At 61.5% G+C, this 20,971-nt stretch carries 21 protein-coding genes; 8 read left to right on the top strand and 13 right to left on the bottom strand.

Annotated features, from left to right (window positions below):
- Window positions 1–55 precede the first annotated feature (55 nt).
- Window positions 56–1,624 (bottom strand): peroxidase family protein, encoded by a 1,569-nt coding sequence (locus AC1DM5_RS00535; RefSeq protein ID WP_477974441.1) that lies wholly within the window; start codon window positions 1,622–1,624, stop codon window positions 56–58.
- 402 nt (window positions 1,625–2,026) lie between these two features.
- On the opposite strand from AC1DM5_RS00535, the gene AC1DM5_RS00530 reads away from it, so the two are divergent.
- Window positions 2,027–2,509 (top strand): nuclear transport factor 2 family protein, encoded by a 483-nt coding sequence (locus AC1DM5_RS00530; RefSeq protein ID WP_477822169.1) that lies wholly within the window; start codon window positions 2,027–2,029, stop codon window positions 2,507–2,509.
- Between the two features lie 73 nt (window positions 2,510–2,582).
- Here AC1DM5_RS00530 and AC1DM5_RS00525 read toward each other — a convergent pair whose 3' ends face one another.
- Window positions 2,583–4,403 (bottom strand): methyl-accepting chemotaxis protein, encoded by a 1,821-nt coding sequence (locus AC1DM5_RS00525; protein WP_477822170.1) that lies wholly within the window; start codon window positions 4,401–4,403, stop codon window positions 2,583–2,585.
- Between the two features lie 297 nt (window positions 4,404–4,700).
- On the opposite strand from AC1DM5_RS00525, the gene AC1DM5_RS00520 reads away from it, so the two are divergent.
- The 4 genes from AC1DM5_RS00520 (at window position 4,701) to AC1DM5_RS00505 (ending at window position 6,943) form a co-directional block, all read left to right on the top strand.
- Window positions 4,701–5,087 carry an acyl-CoA thioesterase gene (locus AC1DM5_RS00520; protein ID WP_477974439.1) on the top strand — a complete coding sequence of 129 codons (387 nt, stop codon included), beginning with the start codon at window positions 4,701–4,703 and terminating at the stop codon, window positions 5,085–5,087.
- A gap of 4 nt (window positions 5,088–5,091) precedes the next feature.
- Window positions 5,092–5,676 (top strand): hypothetical protein, encoded by a 585-nt coding sequence (locus tag AC1DM5_RS00515; protein WP_477822172.1) that lies wholly within the window; start codon window positions 5,092–5,094, stop codon window positions 5,674–5,676.
- A gap of 330 nt (window positions 5,677–6,006) precedes the next feature.
- Complete coding sequence (locus AC1DM5_RS00510) at window positions 6,007–6,327, top strand: hypothetical protein (protein WP_477822173.1); 321 nt, start codon at window positions 6,007–6,009, stop codon at window positions 6,325–6,327.
- A gap of 124 nt (window positions 6,328–6,451) precedes the next feature.
- Window positions 6,452–6,943: a hypothetical protein gene (locus tag AC1DM5_RS00505; RefSeq protein WP_477822174.1), complete on the top strand. Its 492-nt coding sequence runs from the start codon at window positions 6,452–6,454 to the stop codon at window positions 6,941–6,943.
- A gap of 205 nt (window positions 6,944–7,148) precedes the next feature.
- On the opposite strand, the gene AC1DM5_RS00500 is transcribed toward AC1DM5_RS00505, so the two are convergent.
- From AC1DM5_RS00500 to AC1DM5_RS00470, 7 genes are all read right to left on the bottom strand, one after another.
- Window positions 7,149–8,321 carry a DUF1501 domain-containing protein gene (locus tag AC1DM5_RS00500; protein WP_477822175.1) on the bottom strand — a complete coding sequence of 391 codons (1,173 nt, stop codon included), beginning with the start codon at window positions 8,319–8,321 and terminating at the stop codon, window positions 7,149–7,151.
- Window positions 8,322–8,330: 9 nt separating this feature from the next.
- A complete protein-coding gene (locus AC1DM5_RS00495; RefSeq protein WP_477822176.1) occupies window positions 8,331–9,860 on the bottom strand; it encodes a DUF1800 domain-containing protein in 1,530 nt (509 codons plus the stop codon).
- Between the two features lie 212 nt (window positions 9,861–10,072).
- Window positions 10,073–11,269, bottom strand: coding sequence for a GGDEF domain-containing protein (locus AC1DM5_RS00490; RefSeq protein WP_477822177.1), 1,197 nt, complete (start codon window positions 11,267–11,269; stop codon window positions 10,073–10,075).
- A 197-nt stretch (window positions 11,270–11,466) separates the two neighbouring features.
- A complete protein-coding gene (locus tag AC1DM5_RS00485; RefSeq protein ID WP_477822178.1) occupies window positions 11,467–12,720 on the bottom strand; it encodes an MFS transporter in 1,254 nt (417 codons plus the stop codon).
- 186 nt (window positions 12,721–12,906) lie between these two features.
- Window positions 12,907–13,440 carry a hypothetical protein gene (locus AC1DM5_RS00480; RefSeq protein ID WP_477822179.1) on the bottom strand — a complete coding sequence of 178 codons (534 nt, stop codon included), beginning with the start codon at window positions 13,438–13,440 and terminating at the stop codon, window positions 12,907–12,909.
- A 158-nt stretch (window positions 13,441–13,598) separates the two neighbouring features.
- The gene (locus AC1DM5_RS00475) at window positions 13,599–13,880 is read right to left on the bottom strand and encodes a hypothetical protein (protein WP_477822180.1); all 282 of its coding nucleotides are present in this window, start codon (window positions 13,878–13,880) and stop codon (window positions 13,599–13,601) included.
- On the bottom strand, window positions 13,877–14,677 hold the full coding sequence (locus tag AC1DM5_RS00470; RefSeq protein ID WP_477822181.1) for a DUF899 domain-containing protein: 801 nt from the start codon (window positions 14,675–14,677) through the stop codon (window positions 13,877–13,879). The genes AC1DM5_RS00475 and AC1DM5_RS00470 overlap by 4 nt, the downstream gene beginning before the upstream one ends.
- Before the next feature lie 117 nt (window positions 14,678–14,794).
- On the opposite strand from AC1DM5_RS00470, the gene AC1DM5_RS00465 reads away from it, so the two are divergent.
- Window positions 14,795–16,015, top strand: a complete 1,221-nt coding sequence (locus tag AC1DM5_RS00465) for a helix-turn-helix domain-containing protein (RefSeq protein WP_477822182.1) — start codon at window positions 14,795–14,797, stop codon at window positions 16,013–16,015.
- Between the two features lie 71 nt (window positions 16,016–16,086).
- Window positions 16,087–16,719, top strand: coding sequence for a Vgb family protein (locus tag AC1DM5_RS00460; protein ID WP_477822183.1), 633 nt, complete (start codon window positions 16,087–16,089; stop codon window positions 16,717–16,719).
- Between the two features lie 63 nt (window positions 16,720–16,782).
- Here the strand turns inward: AC1DM5_RS00460 and AC1DM5_RS00455 are convergent, their stop codons facing one another.
- Complete coding sequence (locus tag AC1DM5_RS00455) at window positions 16,783–17,472, bottom strand: type 1 glutamine amidotransferase domain-containing protein (protein ID WP_477822184.1); 690 nt, start codon at window positions 17,470–17,472, stop codon at window positions 16,783–16,785.
- A gap of 280 nt (window positions 17,473–17,752) precedes the next feature.
- On the opposite strand from AC1DM5_RS00455, the gene AC1DM5_RS00450 reads away from it, so the two are divergent.
- On the top strand, window positions 17,753–17,998 hold the full coding sequence (locus AC1DM5_RS00450) for a hypothetical protein (RefSeq protein ID WP_477822185.1): 246 nt from the start codon (window positions 17,753–17,755) through the stop codon (window positions 17,996–17,998).
- A gap of 66 nt (window positions 17,999–18,064) precedes the next feature.
- Here the strand turns inward: AC1DM5_RS00450 and AC1DM5_RS00445 are convergent, their stop codons facing one another.
- The 3 genes from AC1DM5_RS00445 to AC1DM5_RS00435 form a co-directional block, all read right to left on the bottom strand.
- Window positions 18,065–18,868, bottom strand: coding sequence for a class I SAM-dependent methyltransferase (locus AC1DM5_RS00445; protein ID WP_477822186.1), 804 nt, complete (start codon window positions 18,866–18,868; stop codon window positions 18,065–18,067).
- A gap of 245 nt (window positions 18,869–19,113) precedes the next feature.
- Complete coding sequence (locus AC1DM5_RS00440; RefSeq protein ID WP_477822187.1) at window positions 19,114–19,971, bottom strand: peptidoglycan recognition protein family protein; 858 nt, start codon at window positions 19,969–19,971, stop codon at window positions 19,114–19,116.
- 31 nt (window positions 19,972–20,002) lie between these two features.
- Entirely contained in the window at window positions 20,003–20,908 is a 906-nt protein-coding gene (locus AC1DM5_RS00435) for a hypothetical protein (protein ID WP_477822188.1), read from the bottom strand.
- Window positions 20,909–20,971: the final 63 nt, after the last annotated feature.

Genomic DNA, 20,971 nt, shown 5'->3' with positions numbered 1-20,971 from the left:
TTTACTGCACCCCTATCGAGGTCGTACGCCGCCACGATCGAGGCCACCCACGAGCCTATCCGTTGGTAAAATTGATCAGATCGGCCATTGTAAAATTCCCCTTTTCCTTGCCCGGCAGCGTCGGCCGCCATTTCGGCCATTGCGCCAGGAAGGAATGGCGATCCTCGCGGATGAGGCCGGCGATGACCTCGGCAATGATCGTGCCGCCGACCGGGCCGAGATGCTGGCTGTCTGCGGCGATTTCCGCCTCGCGCAGGATATAGAACCATAGCGGCGCATTGTTCTCGAAGATGCCGGGATGGTGTTTCAGCACCTTGCCGCGCGCCTCCTTCACGTCAGCATCCTCGCTGTCGAACAATTGCTTATCCGTCAGTGCCTCCATTTCCATATGGTGCGCCACCGCCTGACCCGATGGGAGCCCGAGCCGCCAACCGCGCAGGAGATTGAGCGCTGCAAGCGCCCTGCGGATCTTGACCGGCTCCTGCTGATGATCCGGCAGGCTGGTCAGCGGATCGACGAGAAGTGTGTCGATCTTGTAGGAAGGTTGCGGCAGCACGGCGCCAGGAGGCGGCGGTCCATCAGGCGCAACACCGTCGAAGAAGAAGGACCAGTCGATCGCCCAGAAGCCGGGCAATTCACGAAAGCCGTTCAAATTCGCTTGGGGATGCTGCGCCACGTCCATCAGCGAGAAGATCGGGATGCGGTTGAACGTCGCCTGCTTGCCGTTGAACGGCTGCTGCACGGGATTGGGCGCCTTGACGATCCTGTTCAGCGCGTAGCTCGGCCGCACCATGGAATGGCCGTAGCGATAGGCGGCAACCGAGAATTCCACCGGGATGAAGGCATAGCGGCCCTGCGGATTGTAGAAGCGGATATTGGGCTTTTCGCCCTTGCCGACGATGACGCGCCGATAGGTATCCTGGCCGATGATGCGCGGCAGGAAATCATGCAGCACGATCCACTGGTAGTGCCAGCGCACGGTCTGCTGACAGAGCTCGAAATCGCGGCTGTCGAGCGTATCGACCACCTTGTTGTGAAATCTTAGAAAGGTGGTGTGGAGCTGCGAGACGATGACATTCTCGTCGTTGCGCTTGTCACCGAGCAGCGCGCGGCGGATCTTTGCCGTATTTCGCGGCAGGTCGGGACGCTTCTTGCGCGCCTGATCGAAATCCTTGTCGTCACCGAGCAGCAGATGAAGTTCGTCCGCATCATAGAGGAACGGCTGGTCGGCCGGCCCCGATCCATAGACGGAATCAAGATCCAGGCGCGGCGTGCGAAAATCCTGCAGCGCATTGGGATCGTTGAAGCGATCGAGCGACGAGGCCGGATCGAAGGTGATGTCGTGATCGAGAAGCTGGCCGAAATAAGTAAAGCCGGCCGGAATGGTTGGATTCTCGTCTTCCGGCTCTTTCTCGTCGAGCGCAACATCGACAGGCTCGTGCTTCTCGATCTTCTCAGCGAACTCCCCCTGAAACATCGTCTTTGCGAGATCGACGAGCGCGTCCTCGGTATAGGCGGCGGACGGCAGGTTGCGGAACATGCGCCCGAACCTTTGGTCTCGAACGCTCGATTGCGCGACGTTGTCCATGCCCCTCACGGGTGAACCATGCTTGCTCTGGGCCATTTCGGGCCTCCCTCGGTTACAAAGCTGGAATGCGATGGCGAAAATCTAGGTTTCCGTATGCACGTCGGCAGCGATGAGATTGAGTGGCAGCGGCTGGATGCAGATCTCTGCAGCCGGCGAACAGTCGCTCGCCGGGCCTAAAACGTGGAATTTGGACAACGGCCGCAACAAAGTGCCGTGACGATGGTCTCGGATCTCAAAAGATGCGGAAAGGTGTACTGGCTTCTATGTCGGTAGCAGTCGCCGCCTTGATATCTCGCCCCTCAAGTACAACCTGAATTAAGCATATTAGCATAGTCATTGCAATGATATTCTCTCTATACTTGAATATCCGGCTCGTGATTAATCAAATCGGCTGACTGTTTCTTGGAAAATCTTCGATCACGACACCAGGATTCTGTCGTGACTGCCAGGCCGGAATTGCCGCTTGCCGGCAACACGTTGCCCCGGTCACACTGGCTCTCTAGGCTGGTTGCCAATCCTGGAAAGGCACGCGAAATGATGCACGCCGCAGAGACTACCCTTGAAGACATCCGCGCGCTCGAAGAGGCCCTGCACCGCCCCGACATACGCCGCTCCAGGCAAGCACTGGAAGCGCTCCTAGCCGATGGCTTTACCGAATTCGGCGCCTCCGGAAGAGCCTATCGCCGCGATGTCATGATCGAGTTGTTGCTTCGCGAGGAAGACAGCGCTGATGGTGGCGAGCTTCACTCGGCCGACTATGCGCTCACACCGATCTCCAGCCATGCGGTGTTGCTGACCTACCGCACGTGGCGCAGGCAACCTGATGGCGCCGAACGGCATGTGTTGCGCAGCTCGATCTGGAAGCATGACGGGCAGCGCTGGCAGATGCTTTTTCATCAGGGCACACCGAGAGGGGCCTAGCGGAAAATCCCAAAATGAAAAAAGGGCCGCGGCATCATCTGCCGCAGCCCGTGAATATTGGTCACACTGCCGCTTACGCAGCCCGGCCGTATCGCGCACCCTGCCCCGTCTGGTCGCGCAGGCGGAATTTCGACAACAGCGCCCGCAGCTGCTGGCTTTCCTCCGCCAGCGTCTGGCTCGCAGCCGTGGTCTCCTCGACCATCGCGGCATTCTGCTGGGTCATCTGGTCCATGTGGTTGACCGAGGTGTTGATCTCGTGCAGCCCGGTTGCCTGTTCGCGGGCAGCAGTCGCAATGGAGTCGACATGGGAGTTGACGCGGTTGACCAGCGCCTCGATCTCGACCAGCGCATCACCCGTGGAGCGCACCAGCGCCACGCCGCCTTCGACTTCGGCTGCCGAGCTTGAAATCAGCGTCTTGATCTCCTTGGCCGCATTGGCCGAGCGTTGGGCGAGTTCGCGCACCTCCTGCGCCACGACCGCGAAACCGCGGCCGGCTTCGCCCGCACGCGCTGCTTCCACGCCGGCGTTGAGCGCCAGAAGGTTCGTCTGGAAGGCGATCTCGTCGATGACGCCGATGATCTGGTTGATGCGGCTCGAACTATCCTCGATGCGGCTCATGGCGGAGACGGCGTTGCGGACGATCTCGCCGGATTTGCCGGCGCTCGTCTTCGTCTCCGCCACCATGGTGCGCGCCTCGTTGGCGCGCTCGGAGGCGGTGCGGACCGTCGCTGTGATCTCGTCGAGAGCGGCGGCCGTCTCTTCGAGCGCTGCAGCCTGCTGCTCGGTGCGCTTGGAAAGATTGCCGGTCGCATCGCTGATGTCCCGGGCGCTGTCATTGACGATATGGCTGGATTCCGCGATCGCATGGATGACGCCGTTGAGCGCATCGACCGCCGCGTTGAAGTCGGAGCGCAGTTTCGCATAATCCTGACCGAGATCGTCGATCGCGACCGTCAGATCGCCGGCAGCCAGCCGCTCCAGGCCGGCGCCGAGCGCCTGCATCGCCGCCGTCTGGCGTTCGGAGGACGAGCGTAGGCTCGCCTCGTTGCCGCGCCGTTCGCCCTCGATCTCCCGCTGGCGCTCGTCTTCGCGAACGCGCAGTTCGGCGCGCTCGGCAACGGAGTCGCGCAGCACAATCAGCGATTTCGCCATCTGGCCGATCTCATCGCGCCGATCGGCATCCGTGATATCGACGCTCGCATTCTCATCGGCAATCGCATTCATCGCCGCCTTCAGGCGCGCAACCGGCGCCGTCACGCTGCGCACGATCGCATAGGCGATGGCAAGGGTAATGAGCGCGCCGATGAGACCGACCACGGCCGTCCAGATCGCGTTCTGGCGATAGAGCGCTGCAAGGTCATCCGAATAGACGCCGGTGCCGACGATCCAGCCCCAGGGCTGAAAGCCCGCCACATGCGAGTATTTCAGCACCGGCTGGTCGGCGCCCGGCTTCGGCCAGTAGTAGTCCACGAAACCCTGCCCGCTCGCCTTCACCGTATTGACGAATTCGACGAACAGGAACTTGCCGTTCGGGTCCTTGTTCTGCGTCAGGTCCGTGCCGTTGAGTTCTGGCTTGACCGGATGCATCACCATCGTCGGATGCATATCGTTGATCCAGAAATAGCCGGTGCCGCCGCCATAGCGCATGGAAGCGATCACTTCCTTGGCCGCCGTCTGCGCCTGCTCGCGGGTCATCGCGCCCGCCTGCTCCAGCTTGTAATATTTGTCGAAGATGGCAAGCGCCGTCGCATCCATCTGCGCCAGACCGGCTTTGCGCTCGGCCTCCAGCTCCCGATAGGAATAGTTGAGGAAGAAGATCATCGTTGCGGCAAGCACGGCAAGCGCGAAGGCGACGAGGCTGTAGAGGCGGGTTGAAATCCTGATGTTGCGCATGGGGTTCCGGCAGCTCTCATGTGTGACAATCATCAGATACTGATGTGAGCCGCTTACCGGACGGTAAAATTTGATTAGATCTTGATGAAATAACGCTACGTGAGGCAATCGGGCGCAGCCCCGCTGCAAGATCAAGCATTTGAATTCGAACCGAATTTTAACGGTTGAAATTCTTCCGCAGCCGCCTGATATTTTTTGCAGGCGTCGCGCAAACCTGTGTTTTTGCGCCCTTTCCCACCGGCTTGCCTTTGCATTAGGGTGATTCCAGATGAATCACCGGCCAAACGGAGAGCCCTGATGACCGATGCCGCCAAGCCGACAGGCGAACTGACGCTACGTACGCTCGCCATGCCCGGCGATGCCAATCCGGCCGGCGATATCTTCGGCGGCTGGGTCATGGCGCAGATGGACCTGGCAAGCGGCATCCGCGCCGCCGAGCGCGCCAGGGGCCGCGTTGTTACCGCCGCGGTGAAGGAAATGGCCTTCGAACTGCCGGTCAAGATCGGCGATACGCTGTCCATCTATACCGAGGTAGAGCGCGTCGGCCGCACCTCCATCACGCTGCGTGTTGAAGCCTGGGCGCACCGCTCGCGCTACAATCAGCAGGAAAAAGTGACCGCCGGAACCTTCATCATGGTGGCGCTCGACGAAGACGGCAACCCCAAGGTCGTCCCCCAGGAGTGAGATGATGCAGGCGGCCGCGACACCGGAAGTCTACGTCTACATCCGGACCGTGATGTCGATGGTGATCGGCCTCTCGCTCGCCCGCCTGCTGACTGGCCTCGGCGGCATCGTGCAATCGCCTGGCAAATTCAGGGTCTACTGGGTGCATCTCGGCTGGGTCGCCTCGATGTTCCTGTTCATCATCCATTTCTGGTGGTGGGAATATCGCCTGCAGTCGCTGGCCGTCATCTCCTTCGGCGTCTATCTGTTCCTCATTAGTTTCTGCTGCCTGTTCTTCTTCCTCTGCGTGCTGATCTTCCCGACGACGATCGAGGATTACGGTGGCTACGAGGAATATTTCATCTCCCGGCGCAGATGGTTCTTCGGCATGCTGGCCGTGACCTATGCGGTGGATTTTCTGGATACGCTGTTGAAGGGCAAGGCGTATCTGGCCGCACTCGGGTGGGAATATCCGGTGCGGAATGCGGTTTATATCGTGCTGTGTATTATTGCGGCCTGGACGGCGAACCGGCGGTTTCATGCGGTGTTCGTCAGCGCCGGCCTCATCTACCAGATCACGTGGATCTTCCGGCTGTATGATTTCATTTGAGGCCTCTCTCCTCCGTCATTCCTGTGCTTGTCACAAGAATCCAGCAGCCGCGTGTCTACGCGGTGGGAGACTCCTCCCYTTGCGAAACATTCGGATCTCCTATTTGGTATTGTTTTAAAAGAGTCTTTTCGGCTTGCCGACGCAAGCCGGCTGGATTCCTGTGACAAGCACAGGAATGACGGAGGTTGGGGTACCGACCCCGCCAAACAGCAACGTCGTACCTACTGTAACATCCGACTACTAATCCAACCTACGCACATTGATTGCGTATCCCGTAATCGCAACCCTACATATATTTTATCCCTTCCCGGCCTGTACGAGGATCGCGACATGAAGGTCCATCTCACTCGAAGTGCCCTGAACGAAGTCCGTTCGTTCGGCGCATATATGGCTCGAAGCGAACGTGACAAACAAACGATACCAACGGTCAGTTGGGTATTTTCGAGCGAGTCGCACAATGAGATAACAGGTGAAGTTACCAGGCGTGGTCCGCATTTTATTCTGGGTGCGCAACTGACGGACAGGCTGTGGGGATTGATGATCTTCACGCAGGACGGCGTAACTTTCGGAATTGCTTTGCCCAAAGAGGCCGAAGGACTCGACTGGGTCGAGATCGACTACAAAGACCGCGACTTCTTCATCAGCAATTAGCCGAAGAGTCGGTCCTGTGTAGTAACTCCCAGCAACACGAAAATTCGCAGTATCGACCAGCTTCGCGCAAGTACGGCCAAGCATTGTCCGACCCATCAGGATGATCCTGATCAGGAGACCACCAATGCGTATCGATGGCAGCACCCCAAGCTACTCCGCATTTTCGACCCAGAAGAAGAGCGCCGCCGGCGGATCGGCCTTTGCCGCAAGCCTCGATGATTTCGACCAGCCCATCGGCGAGGATCCCTCGGGCGAGGAAGAAGGCGGTTCTCACGATTTCAGCCATATGACGCCGGCCGAAATGCGCGATCTCTCCACCGATCTCTATGACTCCGGCGATCTCGACCTGACCGAGATCCTGCAGCTGCAGCTCTCAGGCCGCCCCTTCGGCAAGATCGACCCGGACGGCACGCTCCTGCCGCTCTCGGATGCTGAAACTTCCGCCTATGACGGTACCTCGCAAGACTTCATCGGCATTGCCAACAATGCGCTCGACCAGATCGAATCCCAGGGCCGCACCGACGACCCGACCTCGGGCTATCAGAGCTGGCAGAGCATTCTCTCGGTGCTGAATAATTTGCAGGGTGGTGCGCGGACTGAGGATGACGCGGTTTGATGTTGATTGAAGGGAGCTCATCACGCGTGGGCTCCTCACCCTAGCCCTCTCCCCGCTGGGTAGAGGGGACGTGGCATACGACGCCTTTTGAGAATGCAGAGACGGCGCGGCACATCCCCTTCTCCCCTGCGGGGGTCCGAAGGACGGGTCGTGACCCGTGGCTCGGGGCCAAAATCACAGAACCACCCGATCAAAGCATCCAACATCAAGCCCGCAAAAACTGCGATCCCTTGTCAAAGCTCAGCCCCGGAAAAATCTTCCCCGTCAGATCCTCCGCCGACACATCGAACTGCCGATAAAGCATCGCCGCCGCCAGTTCCCGCACATCTGCCATTGGCATCAGATCGCGATCATCGAGCAGCGCGCCATCCGCAAGCCCCGGCCATCTGCCGAGAATCCGCCCACCATCGATCGCACCGCCCGCAAGCACCGCACAGCCGCCCGTGCCGTGATCGGTACCACCCGAGCCGTTCTCACGCACGGTGCGGCCGAATTCCGTCATCGCAAGCACCACCGTCTTCGACCAGAGATCGGCGCCCATCGTGGCTTTCAGCGTCATGATCGCCTGCGCCAGATCCTGCACCGGCCGCTTGAACTGGCCGAGCTGGCCGACATGCGTATCCCAGCCGGTAATCGAGAAGCTGGCGATGCGGTAATCGCCCTTCAGCATATTGCCGGCGAGCGCCGCAACATCGGTGATCTTCTCGCCGCGCTGGCCGGAGGATTCGGCCATCATGGAAGCGCTGTTGGCCCGCATCGCCTCGTCCATTGCCTTGGCGAAAGCCGGATCGCCGGCATAGAGCCGCATCAGGAACTGCATCTCATCCTTGGCCGGCCCGAGATTGGAGTCCGACGCCCAGACATCGACATTGTTCGGCCCGGTCAGGATCAGCTCCGTGGAGGTGTTGACGTCGATCGCTTTGCGCGCATCTGAGCGCGGGATGACGGCAAGCGCCCGGTTCAGCCAGCCGGTCTTCTCCTCGGCCACATGTTCGCCGCCGGATTCCAGCATGTCCTGCCCGTCGAAATGGCTGCGCTGGTCGCGATAGGGCGTGGAGACCGCATGGACGAAGGCCAGCTCCTTGCTCTTCCACAGCGGCATGAGATCGGCCGCCGCCGGGTTGAGGCCGAAATGCCCGTCGAGATCGAGAAGCCCCTTGTCGGGCGTGAGCGCCAGCGTCGGCCTGAGCGCCGCAAAGCCGGCATCGCCATAGGGCTGGACCAGGTCGAGCCCGTCCATCGCCCCGCGCAGCACGATCGTCACGAAGCGCTTGTCGCCGGGCATGGCCGCGAAGGTGACCGGTGTGAAAATGGGGGCTGCGGCGAGACAGCACGCGGAAGTGAGGAAGCCGCGGCGCGAAAGCGTAAACTCTGTCATGACGGGCTCCTATCGACGGTTGAATTCGGGGGATGCAAGAACCAGCGTCAGTCCGCTCACCCTGTTCGGCGCCTGCGAGACGACACGGATCGTCTCGTCGCGGGCAGCATCGGCAAGCGTCGCCTTCAGGAAGTCGCGCGGATCGACATCCTTGCCGAACTGGGCACTGGCGCGCCGCGCCCATGACAGCCGCTCGGAAAGCTGGCTTGCGGTGATCCAGGCGGAAAAACTCTCCTCGAAGCCGGCCGGGCTCGGCGGCAGCCATGTCGGCTGGCCCATGCGGCGAAGAGCGCCCTGCCCGAGCGCACGCGCCATCTGGAACGCCTTGCGTTGCTTGATGCGCGCCTCGTCTTCAGGGCTCGGCGGCGCCTGCATCATCGCCTGCCCGTCGGAAGCGGGCGCTGCATCCTTCTTCGGCATCGCCATCATCTCGTCATTGTCGGCATCGTCCTGCTGATAGGCCTGCATGAAGGCCGCGACATCGCCCGCCCCCGAACCGCTGTTCAGTGCTCGCAAGCCCGTGACGATAAAATCGAAAGGCTGGCGCGCCTTGGCACCTTCATCCGCCCAAGCGGCCGGATGGTCGAGCATGGCGCGGTAGACGGCGGGCAGTTCCCCATCCGTCTTCTTCCACGCCTCGCTCATGGCCCGGATCATCTCCTGCGGCGGCTGGTCCGAGATGAAATGCACCGCAAGCTTGCGGCTGATATGCTCGGCCGTCTTTGGATTGACCGCGAGATCGTCGAGCATCGCGAGATAATCCTTCCGCGTACGCCTGGCCCCGCCATAGCTGACGCCGAGCACCGCATGCGCACCGGGCTCCGAGATCTGCGGACGAAAAGCCGTCTCCATCGCCTGCTGGTCGATCGTCAGCCCGGTCAGCACCATCGCTGCCGAGCGCACATCGGCCTGCGTATAACCGCTGCCCGCGCCGAGCGTATGCAGCTCCAGGAGCTCGCGGCCGAGATTTTCGTTGAGCCCTTTGTTGCGCTGCATGCCGCCCTTGGAATCCGGCCCCAGCGACTGCGCCTGATCGAGATAGATCAGCATGGAGGGATGCTCGGTGGCGCTGCGCAGAAGCGTCGCAAACTTGGCTCCCATATAGGGCCGGATCGCCTCGGCCTCATAGAGCGGCACGATCAGCCGCATCGGCAGGCTTTTCGCAGCACTGGTAGAAAAATGGTTGGTCCAGAAGGTCGCCAGCCGCTCGTTGAACCCATCGGGCGAAAGCACCGCCTGCATCAGCCGCGCATTGGCATCCATCTGGAAGAGCACCTGCGCCCGGCGCTGCAAAAGCCGACGCTGCTGCCGGCGATCGAGATCGTCGCCATCGGCCTGCCGGATCTGTTTCAGCCTGTCCTGCAGGTCGAGGATCGCAGTATGCCGCGCCTCTATACCGCCGACGGGAAAGCCCGGCACGCCATTCACGCCGCGCGTCACCTGCCCGATCAAATCATCCTTCGTCTGCGCCGGGGCCTCGCCCGGCCGTAATCCATAGCCGAAACGGATCGCCGCCATCGTCGGAAAAGACAGACTCATGACCGCTCACCTCCTCATCACCTAACGGTGACAAGGTCTCAGCCAATTGCGACGGCAAGGTGTAGGAAATGCGGCGATTTTCCGACATGGACGATTTGTAATCTATTGAAATCGTTGGATTCGAGCTGTCGGTGGCGTTGCGCCCATTACTTATGGGCGGGTTTGTCAATTGCCTCGTCGAACGGCACCATTGACCGGATTTGCGAGTTGGCTCAGCAGCCGCGCGCGACCGAGACCACCCGCGGGCTGGACATGTCGCGCGGCGGTTCGCCCTCGACCATCACCTTGTTGCGCCCGGCCTCCTTGGCGGCATAGAGCGCCTTGTCGGCCCGCGCGATCTGCTCGTAAAGGGAATGATCGGCCGGATTGGCGCCGGCGACACCGAAGCTTGCGGTGATCTTGCCGTCGAAGCCGATCGGCTCGCCGTCGAAACCGATCGGCTTGCGGTCGACCGCCGCAAAGGCAAGCCGCACCCGGTTGGCGAAATCGGCACCCGAAGCCAGCGGCGTCGCCGGCAGGAAGATCACGAATTCCTCGCCGCCGAACCGCGCCGCAAAACCGCCTTCCGGCATCCGAGCCTGCAGCATCTCGGCAAAGGCACGGATCACTTCATCGCCGGGTCCGTGGCCAAACGTGTCGTTCACCCATTTGAAATTGTCGATGTCGCAGATGATGACGGCGCCTTCCGCCCGGCCGCGCTCCCCGACCATGCGGTCAAAGCCGCGCCGGTTCAGCATGCCGGTCATCGGATCGCGCTCCGCGGCATCGCGATGCGCGGTGATCGTATCGAGCGTCGTTGCCGCAAGCGCCGAAAGCGCAAACATCAGCGCCAGGATGGAAGCCGCCGCCTGCATGGTGAAGGCGTATTGCGACGAGATGAAATCCTCGTGGCCGCCATAGGATGGCACGATGAAGACGAAGACCACATTGCGGATGATGATATCGGCAATGACGAGACCGGAGACGGCAAGCAGCAGCTTGTCGGCCGCATGGCGTATGTGCCGCAGACTGACGGCAACGGCAAAGCCGAGCAGCGCCACGCAGGCAAGATCATTCAGCAGGAACTCTGCCGGAATGCTGACAGCGACCAGCGCCGCATAGAGCATGCCCGCATACATCACCCCGGCAAAGGCAAGACGCAGCCGGAAATAGGAAGGCCGTCTGAAACGGGCGAGCATGGCCCCGGAATAGAAAAAGAACGCGAGAAGGAACAATGCATCGGCAATGGCAGAGGCGGTGCGCTCGGCGAGCAGGCTGTCGAAAAGCGGAACGGAAAACGCGGCCGCAGCAAAAAGATAGCCCGGGCCCCAAAGCCTCGCTTCCCGCGACCCGAACCGGGCAACGATCAGAAAAGTGCAGCCGAAAATCAGCATCATGACCGGCAGCAGGAAGGCGAAATTACTATCCATGACCCCTCGCGGCGGGACGCAATACAGAACCGGCGCTCAGACACGCTAGGACAATGATCTTAAAAAAGGAGAAACCGGCCGGCATCAAAAATTCGTACCAGAACTAGGCATTACGCAGCGGCCGGGGTGCCTGCGACGTGGTGACCACAAGGAAAGGCCGGCAGCTTTCGCCGCCGGCCTTCAGGCCGCAGGCAGCGCTATATTCGCATCGCGCCACGCGGCTCCTCGGCCTCCTCCGTGCCGAAGCGCACATCCTTCTTCTCGTAACCGAGGCCCGTAAGCACTGCGACGACGACAGCGACGATCACGGCCACTATGACCAACGCATAGGCATAGTCGCCGTTCCAATGGGCGGCGAGGTCGGCCTGCATCGTCGCATTGCCTGAGGCCAGCAGATTGCCGAGCTGGTAGGCGAAACCGGGGAATGTGCCGCGCACTTCGTCAGGCGAAAGCTCGTTGAGATGAACGGGCACGATGCCCCAGGCGCCCTGAACGAAAAACTGCATCAGGAAGGCGCCGATCGCCAGCAGCACCGGACCCGGCGCATAGGCCCAGAGCGGCGCCACGGGCACGGCGATCAGCGCGGCGATGACGATCGCCCGCTTGCGGCCGATGCGCTGCGACAGCGCCCCGAAGAACAGCCCGCCGACGATCGCGCCGATATTATAGACGATGGCGATCGCGCCGACCGTATAGCTCGAATAGTTGCGCTGGCTTTCGAGGAAGGTCGGGTAGATATCCTGCGTGCCGTGGCTGAGGAAATTGAAAGCGGTCATCAAGAGCACCGCCCAGATGAAGAGCGGAATGTTTTCGCGCAACACCGTTAGGAACGGCCGGCCACGACCCTGCTGCTGGCGTTTCAGGAAGGCCGGGCTCTCCTGCACATTGCGGCGGATATAGAGCACGAGCAGCGCCGGAGCCACGCCGACGAAGAACATGCCGCGCCAGCCGATAACAGGAAAGAGCAGGAAGAACAGCAGCGAGGCGATCAGATAGCCCGAGGGATAACCCGCCTGCAGGATGCCTGAGACGATGCCGCGGCTTTCCTCCGGCACTGTCTCCATGACGAGCGAGGCGCCGACACCCCACTCCCCGCCCATGGCGATGCCGTAGAGCGCGCGCAACACCAGGAACATGGTGAGCCCGGTCGAAAAACCGGTGAGGAAGTCGAAGAGCGAATAGAGCAGCACATCCACCATCAGCGTGATGCGCCGCCCGTAACGGTCTGCCGCCAGCCCGAAGATCAGGGCGCCGAGCGCCCGCATGGCAAGTGTCAGGAAGATCGCCACGGACACCGCGGGAACGTCGGTATGAAACTCCTCGGCGATATATTTGAGAACGAAAACGAGAATGAAGAAATCGAAGGCGTCGAGCGTCCAGCCCAGATAGCTGGCGATGACAGTGTTGCGCTGCTGCGGCGTGAGCGCGCGCAGACTTGCCAATGCGGACATAAGCATTCCTCCGTCCGAAAGCGGCGGCGAGGCGGGGCAATTCCGGATGCCGTCGGAAGGGGTGTCAGGGTGGGCATGCTGCTGGGAGACAGCGAGGCGGAAACGTCAGGATTGCTGACCGGGTTCCATCACATCGACGCGATTGGGGATTTGGTGGTCGGGCAATGAAGTGATCGCCGCGCCAGATCAATCGGGCTCGAACGGCCCCTTCGGCGCGACCGCCGCCTTTGGATTATAGTCGAAGACTTCCAGAATTGCTCCTTCGGTCGTTCCATAGGTCTTGTTTGGATATTCCGGATCCTTGAAACGCCGCTCCGCTCGGACAAAACGTTTGCCTTTCGACGAAAACCAGACGTCGATGTCGGCCACGATACCATCACGTTGCCATGTGGCGCGATACTGGCGGATCTTATCGCCGAGATCCTCGCGCTCGGCGACGAACTGGCATGACTGGAACCGTGGACCATAGTCATCCCTCGGCGACCAATTGGCCCGTTGGGAGCGAGACCAGGCCGGCTTGCCGACCGTTCTGTAATAAGCGGTCTCGTCGTCGAAGCGCTGCTCACCAAACTGTTTTCCTGCGCCATCTTTGCGAAGGTCGTAGAACCTTTCGCTGTAAAACCAGCTGGATCGTGTCGCCGCGTAGGCATAATTGACCTCAGCGCAAGACGGATCTTCCTTGAGCTTCTGAGCAAAAGCCGGAGCGGCGATCGATGCCATCAACACCCCGCAAGCAATCGCAAATATCCGCAAATCCTCGCCCCAAAAACATTGCCGACACTGATTTCTGGTTCATACAACCTGTTCGCGCAGGCAGGCAATATGCAGCGAATGGTCAAAATTATCCCAAGGCAATGATATGCTGAGCCTCCGCCGCCTTACGGGCGGCGAAAGCCTCCCTCGCCGCCCATCAGCCTCAGCCACGGCCCGACATGGAACAGGCTCATCAGTCCATACATGGCCGCCATGCCGCTGAAGGCCGATGCGCCATGCATCGGCATCCCGCCCATCGAGCAGATCATGTCCGCCGCCGGATCGCTTGCCGAGAGCGCAGCCATGACGGCAAAGGTGGGTGCCGCCGCAAGCGATAGCCCGCGTGCGACACCAGGCAGAAGCGGGCCGGCGCTATTGCCGGCCCCCATCTTCGAAGGCGTGCTCATTGCCCTGCCCCGTAACGGTCGTGGTGACGCCACCAGACACCCGTTTCGTTGCGCCCCAGCGGTGCGCGGTCGAGCAGCTGGTACATGCCCCAGATCCCGTCCAGCCCGCGGGCATAGGAAGAGTAGCTGTGGTAGATCTCGCCGTCCTGCACGACGAAGGCGCTGAGGCCTGGGCGGTCGCGGGTGTAGGTGGAGATATCGGTGCCCGTCGTTGCGGCCATCTGCGCCACCGGGCCTTCGCCGCCGCGCAGCTCCCATTGCTGTACCCTCTTGCCGGCCTGCGCATCCGGGATCGGAGGTTCGCGGCGGTAGTTGTAGTCGATGCCGCCGTCGCGCTGTTCCTGCAGCGTGAACACCACATTGAAATCATGGTTGAAATCGCTGCCGGCCGACGACGCCCAGTCGAAGGTCCAGCCCATGCGGCGCTTGAATTCCAAGAGTTTGGCCAGCGGCGCGCGGGAGATGGCGGTAAAGGCGACATCGTGGTTTTCCAGATGCACGGTGACGCCGTTGAAGCCATCGGCAATCGCCGAGCAAGATGGGCAGCCGGCCGTATAGTCCGGCCCGAACATGAAGTGATAGACGAGCAGCTGCGAGCGGCCCTTGAAGAGTGCCGACAGCGGCACGATGCCGGCTTCGGTCTCGAACCGGTAGTCCTTGTCGATCTTCACCCAGGGCAGTTCCTGGCGGCGCTCTACCAGTGCATCGCTGCGGCGCGTCAGATCCTTTTCCTCGTCCAGCAGCGCCAGCCGCGCCCGCAGCCATTCCGCCCGTGTTCCGGTCTTGTGCATCATCATTGGTCTTCTCCTCATTTGCATTGAAGGGTCTAAGCCGGCGGGCCGTTGCCTGCCGATGGGGAATAAACTAGGTCTGAATGCCCGAGGGGTGGGAGTTACAAGTGTGACGGGATTCCGATGGACTCGCTGATAACAGCTGCCGCGCAGGCGTTGGCCGTGGGCGATGCGCTGGGCGCAATGAAGCGCGTGGCGCTGCGCGACGACCCGCCGGCGCTTGCGCTGCGCGGCATCGCCATGGCCCAGCTCGGCGATCTCACCCGCGCCAAGGCACTGCTGAAGAGCGCTGCTCATGCCTTCGGCCCGCGCGAGGCCGTGGCCCGCGCCCGCTGTATTGTGGCGGAGGCCGAAATTGCCCTTGTCTCGCGCGATCTCACCTGGCCGGAAAAGGCGCTGGAAGGCGCGCGCCTGACGCTCGAAAGGCGCGGTGACCGCGTCAACGCCGCCCATGCCCGCAACCTGCAGATCCGCCGTCTGCTCCTGATCGGTCATCTCGATGCCGCCGAAAAGCTGCTCGCCGATCTCGACCCCTCGCCGCTGCCGCCGGCTGCCCGCGCCGGCCATGAACTTGCCGTCGCCGGTGTCGCAATCCGCCGGCTGCGCACGGAGCCGGCGCGCCAGGCACTGGCCCATGCGGCCGAAGCGGCGCTGAAAGCCGACATACCGGCACTTGCCGTAGAGGTGCGCGATGCCGCAAAGGTTCTGGAAGCGCCCGCCGCCCGGCTGATCGATGGCGGCACGGAACGCCTGCTGCAGCTTCAGGAGGTCGAGGCGCTGCTTGCCTCAGATACACTCGTCATCGATGCCTGCCGCAACGTGGTGCGCGTGGGCAGCGCGATCGTGCCGCTTGCAAGCCGCCCGGTGCTGTTTGCACTCGCCCGCACGCTCGCCGAGGCAGCACCATCGGATGTCTTACGTTCGATTCTGCTTGCCCGCGCCTTCCGCGCCCGTCACGCCGATGAATCCCACCGGGCGCGGCTGCGCGTCGAAATCGGCCGGCTGCGCGCGGCACTTGCCAATCTTGCGGAGGTCAAGGCGACGACCCACGGCTTTGCGCTGATGCCGCATGATGGACGCGCCGTCGTAGTGCTCGCCCCGCCGGTCGAGGAGGAGCATGCCTCGCTGCTGGCACTTCTCGCCGATGGCGAATCGTGGTCCAGCACGGCGCTCGCAATCGCCCTGAGCCTGAGCCCGCGCACGGTGCAGCGGGCGCTCGACGCGCTGGAAGCGGCCGGCAAGGTGCAGTTTTTCGGCAATGGACGGGCGCGCCGCTGGATGATGCCGCCGGTCGTCGGCTTCCCGACAACATTGTTACTCCCGGGTCCGCTACCGAGCGATTAGAAATAAACGGCAGCAAAGTGCGGAGCGGTTCTGCGTCCGGAATTGCGAAAAAAGAAGGAGGATGGAGCACCATGAAGACATCACAGGCAGAAATCGTCAGGGAGTACGGCCCCTTCGAGGGCACGCGCAATATCGGTGGCGTCACCTATGATGGCCGTCGGGTCTGGTTTGCCGCCGGCGAAAACCTGCGGGCTTTGGACCCCGAAACCGGGGCCGAGCTCAAGACCATCGATGTCGCCGCCCATGCCGGCACCGCTTTCGACGGACGTTACATCTTCCAGATCGCCGAGGACAAAATCCGCAAGATCGATCCCGAAACCGGCACCGTGGTCGCCACCATACCCGCCCCCGGCAAGGGTGCCGATTCCGGCATGGCCTGGTGCGAAGGCAGTCTCTGGGTCGGCCAGTACCGCGAAAACTGCATTCACCAGATCGACCCTGAGACGGGGACGATCCTGCGCACAATCGAATCCAAACGCCATGTGACGGGCGTGACCTGGGTCGATGGCGAGCTCTGGCACGCCACCTGGCAGGACGACAAGAGCGACATCAGGCGCATCGACCCTGACACCGGCGAGGTGCTGGAACGGCTCGATATGCCCGAGGGCACCGGCGTTTCCGGGCTCGAGGCCGATGGCGCGGACCTGTTCTATGCTGGTGGCGGCGGCAGCGGCAAGGTACGGGCGGTCCGCCGGCCGCGATAAGGTTGGGCCGGGGATGTCCGTGGTGCAGCACAATTGCTGGGGCTGCCGATCCGCTCGCCCTGCTTACTTACCCTTCTTGCGCAGCGCTTCGATGAGCACATGCGCTGCCGGACCTGACGATGCCGGGTTCTGCCCGGTGATCAACTGCCCGTCCGTGACGGTGTAGACACCCCAATCCTTGACCTTGGAAAAGATCGCCCCGAGGCTCAGCAACTCGTCTTCCACCAGGAAAGGCACCACCTTCGTCAGCCCGACGGCCTCCTCCTCGCCATTGGTGAAGCCGGTCACCTTCCGGCCCGCGACGAAGGGCGTGCCGTCGGCGTTCTTGACCCGATGCAACACGCCCGGCGCATGGCAGACGAGTGCGATGGTCTTGCCGGCCGCGATGAAGGACTCGATCAGCTTGATGGAGTTGGGGTCTTCGGCCAGATCCCACATCGGGCCATGCCCGCCGGGATAGAAAACCGTGTCATAGTCAGCCTGGTTGACGCTATCCAGCCGCACTGTATTCGCAAGCCGCGCCTTGGCGGCCTCATCGGCATTGAAGCGTCGCGTAAGATCCGTCTGAAACGCCGGCTCGTCGCTCTTGGGGTCGAGCGGTGGCTCGCCGCCCTTGGGCGAAGCGAGCGTCATCTCCGCACCCGCATCCTTGAACGCATAGTAAGGAGCGGCGAGCTCTTCCAGCCAGAAACCCGTCTTCTTGCCGGTATTGCCGAGCTGGTCATGTGAAGTCAGTACGAGCAGAACTTTCATAGTACCTATCCTTCTGTGATTGGCTTGGGGCTGCATTGATCACGACTGAAACCTGGGAGCCGCTGTCATGCGGGCGACAGCATCGGCGATTGGCGATGGCTTTAAGATTTTCGATACAGGGACGAAGTAGCGGAGAAGAATAAAGAGGGAAGACCACGCCAGAGGCAAGTAGTGCCGGCGAAGCCCCAGAGAAACGGAAACTTAACCATACAAAGACAGCTCCGGAACCGTCTTCCATGGCGGGAAGTTTCCCTGCTGCAATCGATGAAGTGAGAGTGACATGGTTCAGTCGTTTCAGGAGCGGTATATCACGCGCGAAGAGCATCAGCGGATCGTCGATTATTACCGGAAGCTGGTGGCCCGGCTCTATGGCAACGTGCGGGATCTGCGGGCACAGGCCGAGGCGCCGGTGAAGAAAGCTCCGCAGGCCGCCGAATGGCCGGACGGGATGCCGCAGGGAAAAGACCTTGGGCCGAATGTCGTCCACCTTGGCTTTTATCGCGACCGACGGAAATCCGGTGCCTGATAATCCGGTGCGCGTCTATACGGTCGAGGAACCCGCCATCTCTGATGAATCGCAGCCAACGCCAGCTTACCCCGGCACCCTGCCCCGGCACGCCCAGGCGACCGAGGCAAACGACCGCGGCCCGTCCGGCTCTCCGGCCTCATAGGCATCCCTCACGGCGATATCGACCCTCGCACGCGTATATGCATCCAGTCCCGCCACATACTTGCCGAGAGGGCCTTCGCCTGATGCAATCGGGTCCCAGTAGTCGGCAAACGAGCCGTAATCCATACGGATCGTGAGCGAAGTCTCCTCCACATCGGCAAGGCCATTGCTGATAAAGCTCGCCTTCATCTCCCCAGGCTGCGTCATCGGCTGGAAAGAATAGCGATGGCGCATCGCCCGCGAATTCGCGTCGATCATGGCAACCGTGTCCCACATCATGCGCATGCCCGACATGCCGCCATAATGATCCCAGACGGCGGCGGCAACGACACCGCCCGGGCGCACGACGCGCCGCATCTCGGCCACCGCCCTGCCGGCCTCCGGCACGAAGTGCAGCATGAGCATCGAGATCGCCCGATCGAAGCTGCTATCCTCGAACGGCAGCGCGCAGGCATCCGCTTCTCGAATGCTGATACGGGAATCGGTATTGCGCCAGTTCGCGGCCTCCACGAAGACGGGCGAAAAATCGATGGCGGTGATCGCCTTCAGGCCGGGATTTTCCGCCAGCGTGAAGGTGAGGCTTCCCGTGCCGCAGCCGACATCGAGAATGCTTTCCCCATCCGCAAACCCGGCAAAATCGATGAGCCCGGGCGCGAGCCTTCTGCTCCAGCGCCCCATCAGTTGCTCGTAACCATCGGCACTTTCGACATTGAAACTCGACGGCATCGCAGTCTCCCCCAAAAAGAGGCAAGCAAGCGGGACAATGTCCGCGCCAACATTAGGACTGCGCGAGCCACGCCGCAAGCAAATCGGCTCTCTTTGTTTCACGCAATTCCGGCCGCAAAACCGCAGCGCAGTTTTGCTGGAATTGCTCTGTCGTTTTCAGTACCCGCTTTTTGCCCTGAAGTTCAGTAGCTTGGCGTCATTTCTTCCGGTTTGCACCCGTAGCGGAAGTTGTCCCATGCGGTATATTATTTCACGCTGGCGAGCAGGCGTCCGAATGCGGCGTCGAAATCCTCCAGGCTGAAATTCTGCGGGTCGTCATGCTCGTCGCTCAGGCCCTGATCGATTGCCGCATGAAATGCTGGAACGAGGCCGGTTTGTGCACGTATGCTCGCCATCAGGTAAAGGAGGGCGAGCCGGTCATACTGGGCCGGCGAGAAACCCGGAGTTGGCGCATTGCCATCGGGTTGGCTCGGGTGCTTCCGGCGCGGCTGCACGTTCTCGATGTGCAGGAACATTCCGCGAGACAAAGTGCCGATCTGCAGTTCCAGCTTGGTTGCGCGCCAGGGCACGCCAAAATCATGGCCGACATAGATCTCGCCCCGGCGGTTGAGGAATATGTGCGCCTTGGCGTTCGACGGGCTCTTGAAACCGTCGAGCCGATTGACCTGGTTGCTTGTATCGATGTCGGCGGGAAACTGCGCCACGTTCCCGAAATTCGGCGAACTCGTGTCGTGAATGACAAAATAGCGCGCGAACGGCGCATTCGGATTGTTCGAGTTGCCACGGGATACCGGGGCGTCAAGACTGCCTCCAAGCCCGGCTTCGGTCAGTCCGGTGGCAGAGATTGCCTGCTGCAGCTTGGGCCTGGAGATCTCGACCGGTTTGCCGATGAAGCCGGCAAGATTGGGCGGTAGCTGTGCGGGCGTGGCGTCCACATTTCCCAGTATTTTCACCTTGCGCAGCAGACAGGATGCCTGTTCGCCGGGAGTTCCCGCAAAGGCCATGGTCTCTGTGTTGAACTTGCATTTTCCAAAGGTCGCCGCTGTCGTCTGGCTGGCCGCGCCGGCAACTATCAGAATGCCTAGGGTCAAAAGGTAACGCATCGCAAATTCCTCTCCTGCTTGCGTGGAAACATCACGGGCACATTGCGCCGCCCGTCAGGTTGAGCTTCTCCTTGGCAAAGGCACACAATTTCGAGATGGCGTTCTCCGGCTTCAGATCGGGGCTCTGGCTGCCTGGGTAGACGATGAAAATCACGTCGTGGCCGAGCCCGAAATTCTTGTAGGGATAAACGTGTCCCGGCCCGACGCAGGCCGTTTCATCGCTGTTCCACTTCTTGCAACGGCTTTCGCCGATTGCCTCGAAAACCCTGCTTGATCCCTCGCCGAGCCGCATGAAAGGACCACCATCCGCGATCAGAACCGGCGTCCACCGGTCCTTGTAGACGACGACCCCCATATCGCCGAACCGCAGCCCGGTCTTGTCCGCGAACATGCGGCCCATTTCACCGCTCTTGCTGCCGGTTATCCTGGAAAGGCCGGCCGTCGGCATCACGATGAAGGGAATGCGGTCCGGATCGATTTGAGCAGACCGCGCAGAAGGATTAGAGGAACCGGGCCACTTATAGGACGTCTCCTTCAGATCGGTAGCACCGGGCAGACCGTTCCATGCCGCCCAGGATCCATCAACGTCGAGCGCCATCTTGCTGCGCCAGTAGATCGCGCCGTCCTTGAGACGCAGCAACGCTTTCACGTTGCTGGGGTCGCGACTGCACAGATAATACTGTTTCGATTCCGCGACACCAGGAAGCCTCAGGTTAAAACCGAGAAAGCGATCCTTCGCGCCCTGTCCGGCCGCGCCGTCGCAACCGACAAACTCTTGTCGATAGGGTTCGTCGAGCGGCACTGATGCCGGGAATTCGACTGCCTTGAGGAGGTCGGCGGAGCTCGCCGGCGGTTCCGCAGCGTGGGCGTGAATAGCCAGCATTGCAATGCCAAACGTCACTAAAACTCGGGATAGTTGAAGCATGTAGAGGGACATAGTCGGGCACTCCTCTTGCTCGGCTTCGATGCAACGTGTGCGATCCAAATGGTTCTTCCATTT

Source organism: Rhizobium sp. 01T437, assembly GCF_056398505.1.
The sequence above is the reverse complement of the archived record's forward strand: the minus strand, read 5'-3'. Positions and strand labels throughout refer to the sequence as shown.

What these genes read in the sequence shown, in the direction of transcription:
- AC1DM5_RS00535 (WP_477974441.1), bottom strand. Translation starts at nt 1,624, where the DNA reads ATGGCCCAGAGCAAGCATGGTTCACCCGTGAGGGGCATGGACAACGTC.
- AC1DM5_RS00525 (WP_477822170.1), bottom strand. Translation starts at nt 4,403, where the DNA reads ATGCGCAACATCAGGATTTCAACCCGCCTCTACAGCCTCGTCGCCTTC.
- AC1DM5_RS00520 (WP_477974439.1), top strand. Translation starts at nt 4,701, where the DNA reads ATGACCGATGCCGCCAAGCCGACAGGCGAACTGACGCTACGTACGCTC.
- AC1DM5_RS00515 (WP_477822172.1), top strand. Translation starts at nt 5,092, where the DNA reads ATGCAGGCGGCCGCGACACCGGAAGTCTACGTCTACATCCGGACCGTG.
- AC1DM5_RS00510 (WP_477822173.1), top strand. Translation starts at nt 6,007, where the DNA reads ATGAAGGTCCATCTCACTCGAAGTGCCCTGAACGAAGTCCGTTCGTTC.
- AC1DM5_RS00505 (WP_477822174.1), top strand. Translation starts at nt 6,452, where the DNA reads ATGCGTATCGATGGCAGCACCCCAAGCTACTCCGCATTTTCGACCCAG.
- AC1DM5_RS00500 (WP_477822175.1), bottom strand. Translation starts at nt 8,321, where the DNA reads ATGACAGAGTTTACGCTTTCGCGCCGCGGCTTCCTCACTTCCGCGTGC.
- AC1DM5_RS00495 (WP_477822176.1), bottom strand. Translation starts at nt 9,860, where the DNA reads ATGAGTCTGTCTTTTCCGACGATGGCGGCGATCCGTTTCGGCTATGGA.
- AC1DM5_RS00490 (WP_477822177.1), bottom strand. Translation starts at nt 11,269, where the DNA reads ATGGATAGTAATTTCGCCTTCCTGCTGCCGGTCATGATGCTGATTTTC.
- AC1DM5_RS00485 (WP_477822178.1), bottom strand. Translation starts at nt 12,720, where the DNA reads ATGTCCGCATTGGCAAGTCTGCGCGCGCTCACGCCGCAGCAGCGCAAC.
- AC1DM5_RS00480 (WP_477822179.1), bottom strand. Translation starts at nt 13,440, where the DNA reads ATGGCATCGATCGCCGCTCCGGCTTTTGCTCAGAAGCTCAAGGAAGAT.
- AC1DM5_RS00475 (WP_477822180.1), bottom strand. Translation starts at nt 13,880, where the DNA reads ATGAGCACGCCTTCGAAGATGGGGGCCGGCAATAGCGCCGGCCCGCTT.
- AC1DM5_RS00470 (WP_477822181.1), bottom strand. Translation starts at nt 14,677, where the DNA reads ATGATGATGCACAAGACCGGAACACGGGCGGAATGGCTGCGGGCGCGG.
- AC1DM5_RS00465 (WP_477822182.1), top strand. Translation starts at nt 14,795, where the DNA reads ATGGACTCGCTGATAACAGCTGCCGCGCAGGCGTTGGCCGTGGGCGAT.
- AC1DM5_RS00460 (WP_477822183.1), top strand. Translation starts at nt 16,087, where the DNA reads ATGAAGACATCACAGGCAGAAATCGTCAGGGAGTACGGCCCCTTCGAG.
- AC1DM5_RS00455 (WP_477822184.1), bottom strand. Translation starts at nt 17,472, where the DNA reads ATGAAAGTTCTGCTCGTACTGACTTCACATGACCAGCTCGGCAATACC.
- AC1DM5_RS00450 (WP_477822185.1), top strand. Translation starts at nt 17,753, where the DNA reads ATGGTTCAGTCGTTTCAGGAGCGGTATATCACGCGCGAAGAGCATCAG.
- AC1DM5_RS00445 (WP_477822186.1), bottom strand. Translation starts at nt 18,868, where the DNA reads ATGCCGTCGAGTTTCAATGTCGAAAGTGCCGATGGTTACGAGCAACTG.
- AC1DM5_RS00440 (WP_477822187.1), bottom strand. Translation starts at nt 19,971, where the DNA reads ATGCGTTACCTTTTGACCCTAGGCATTCTGATAGTTGCCGGCGCGGCC.
- AC1DM5_RS00435 (WP_477822188.1), bottom strand. Translation starts at nt 20,908, where the DNA reads ATGTCCCTCTACATGCTTCAACTATCCCGAGTTTTAGTGACGTTTGGC.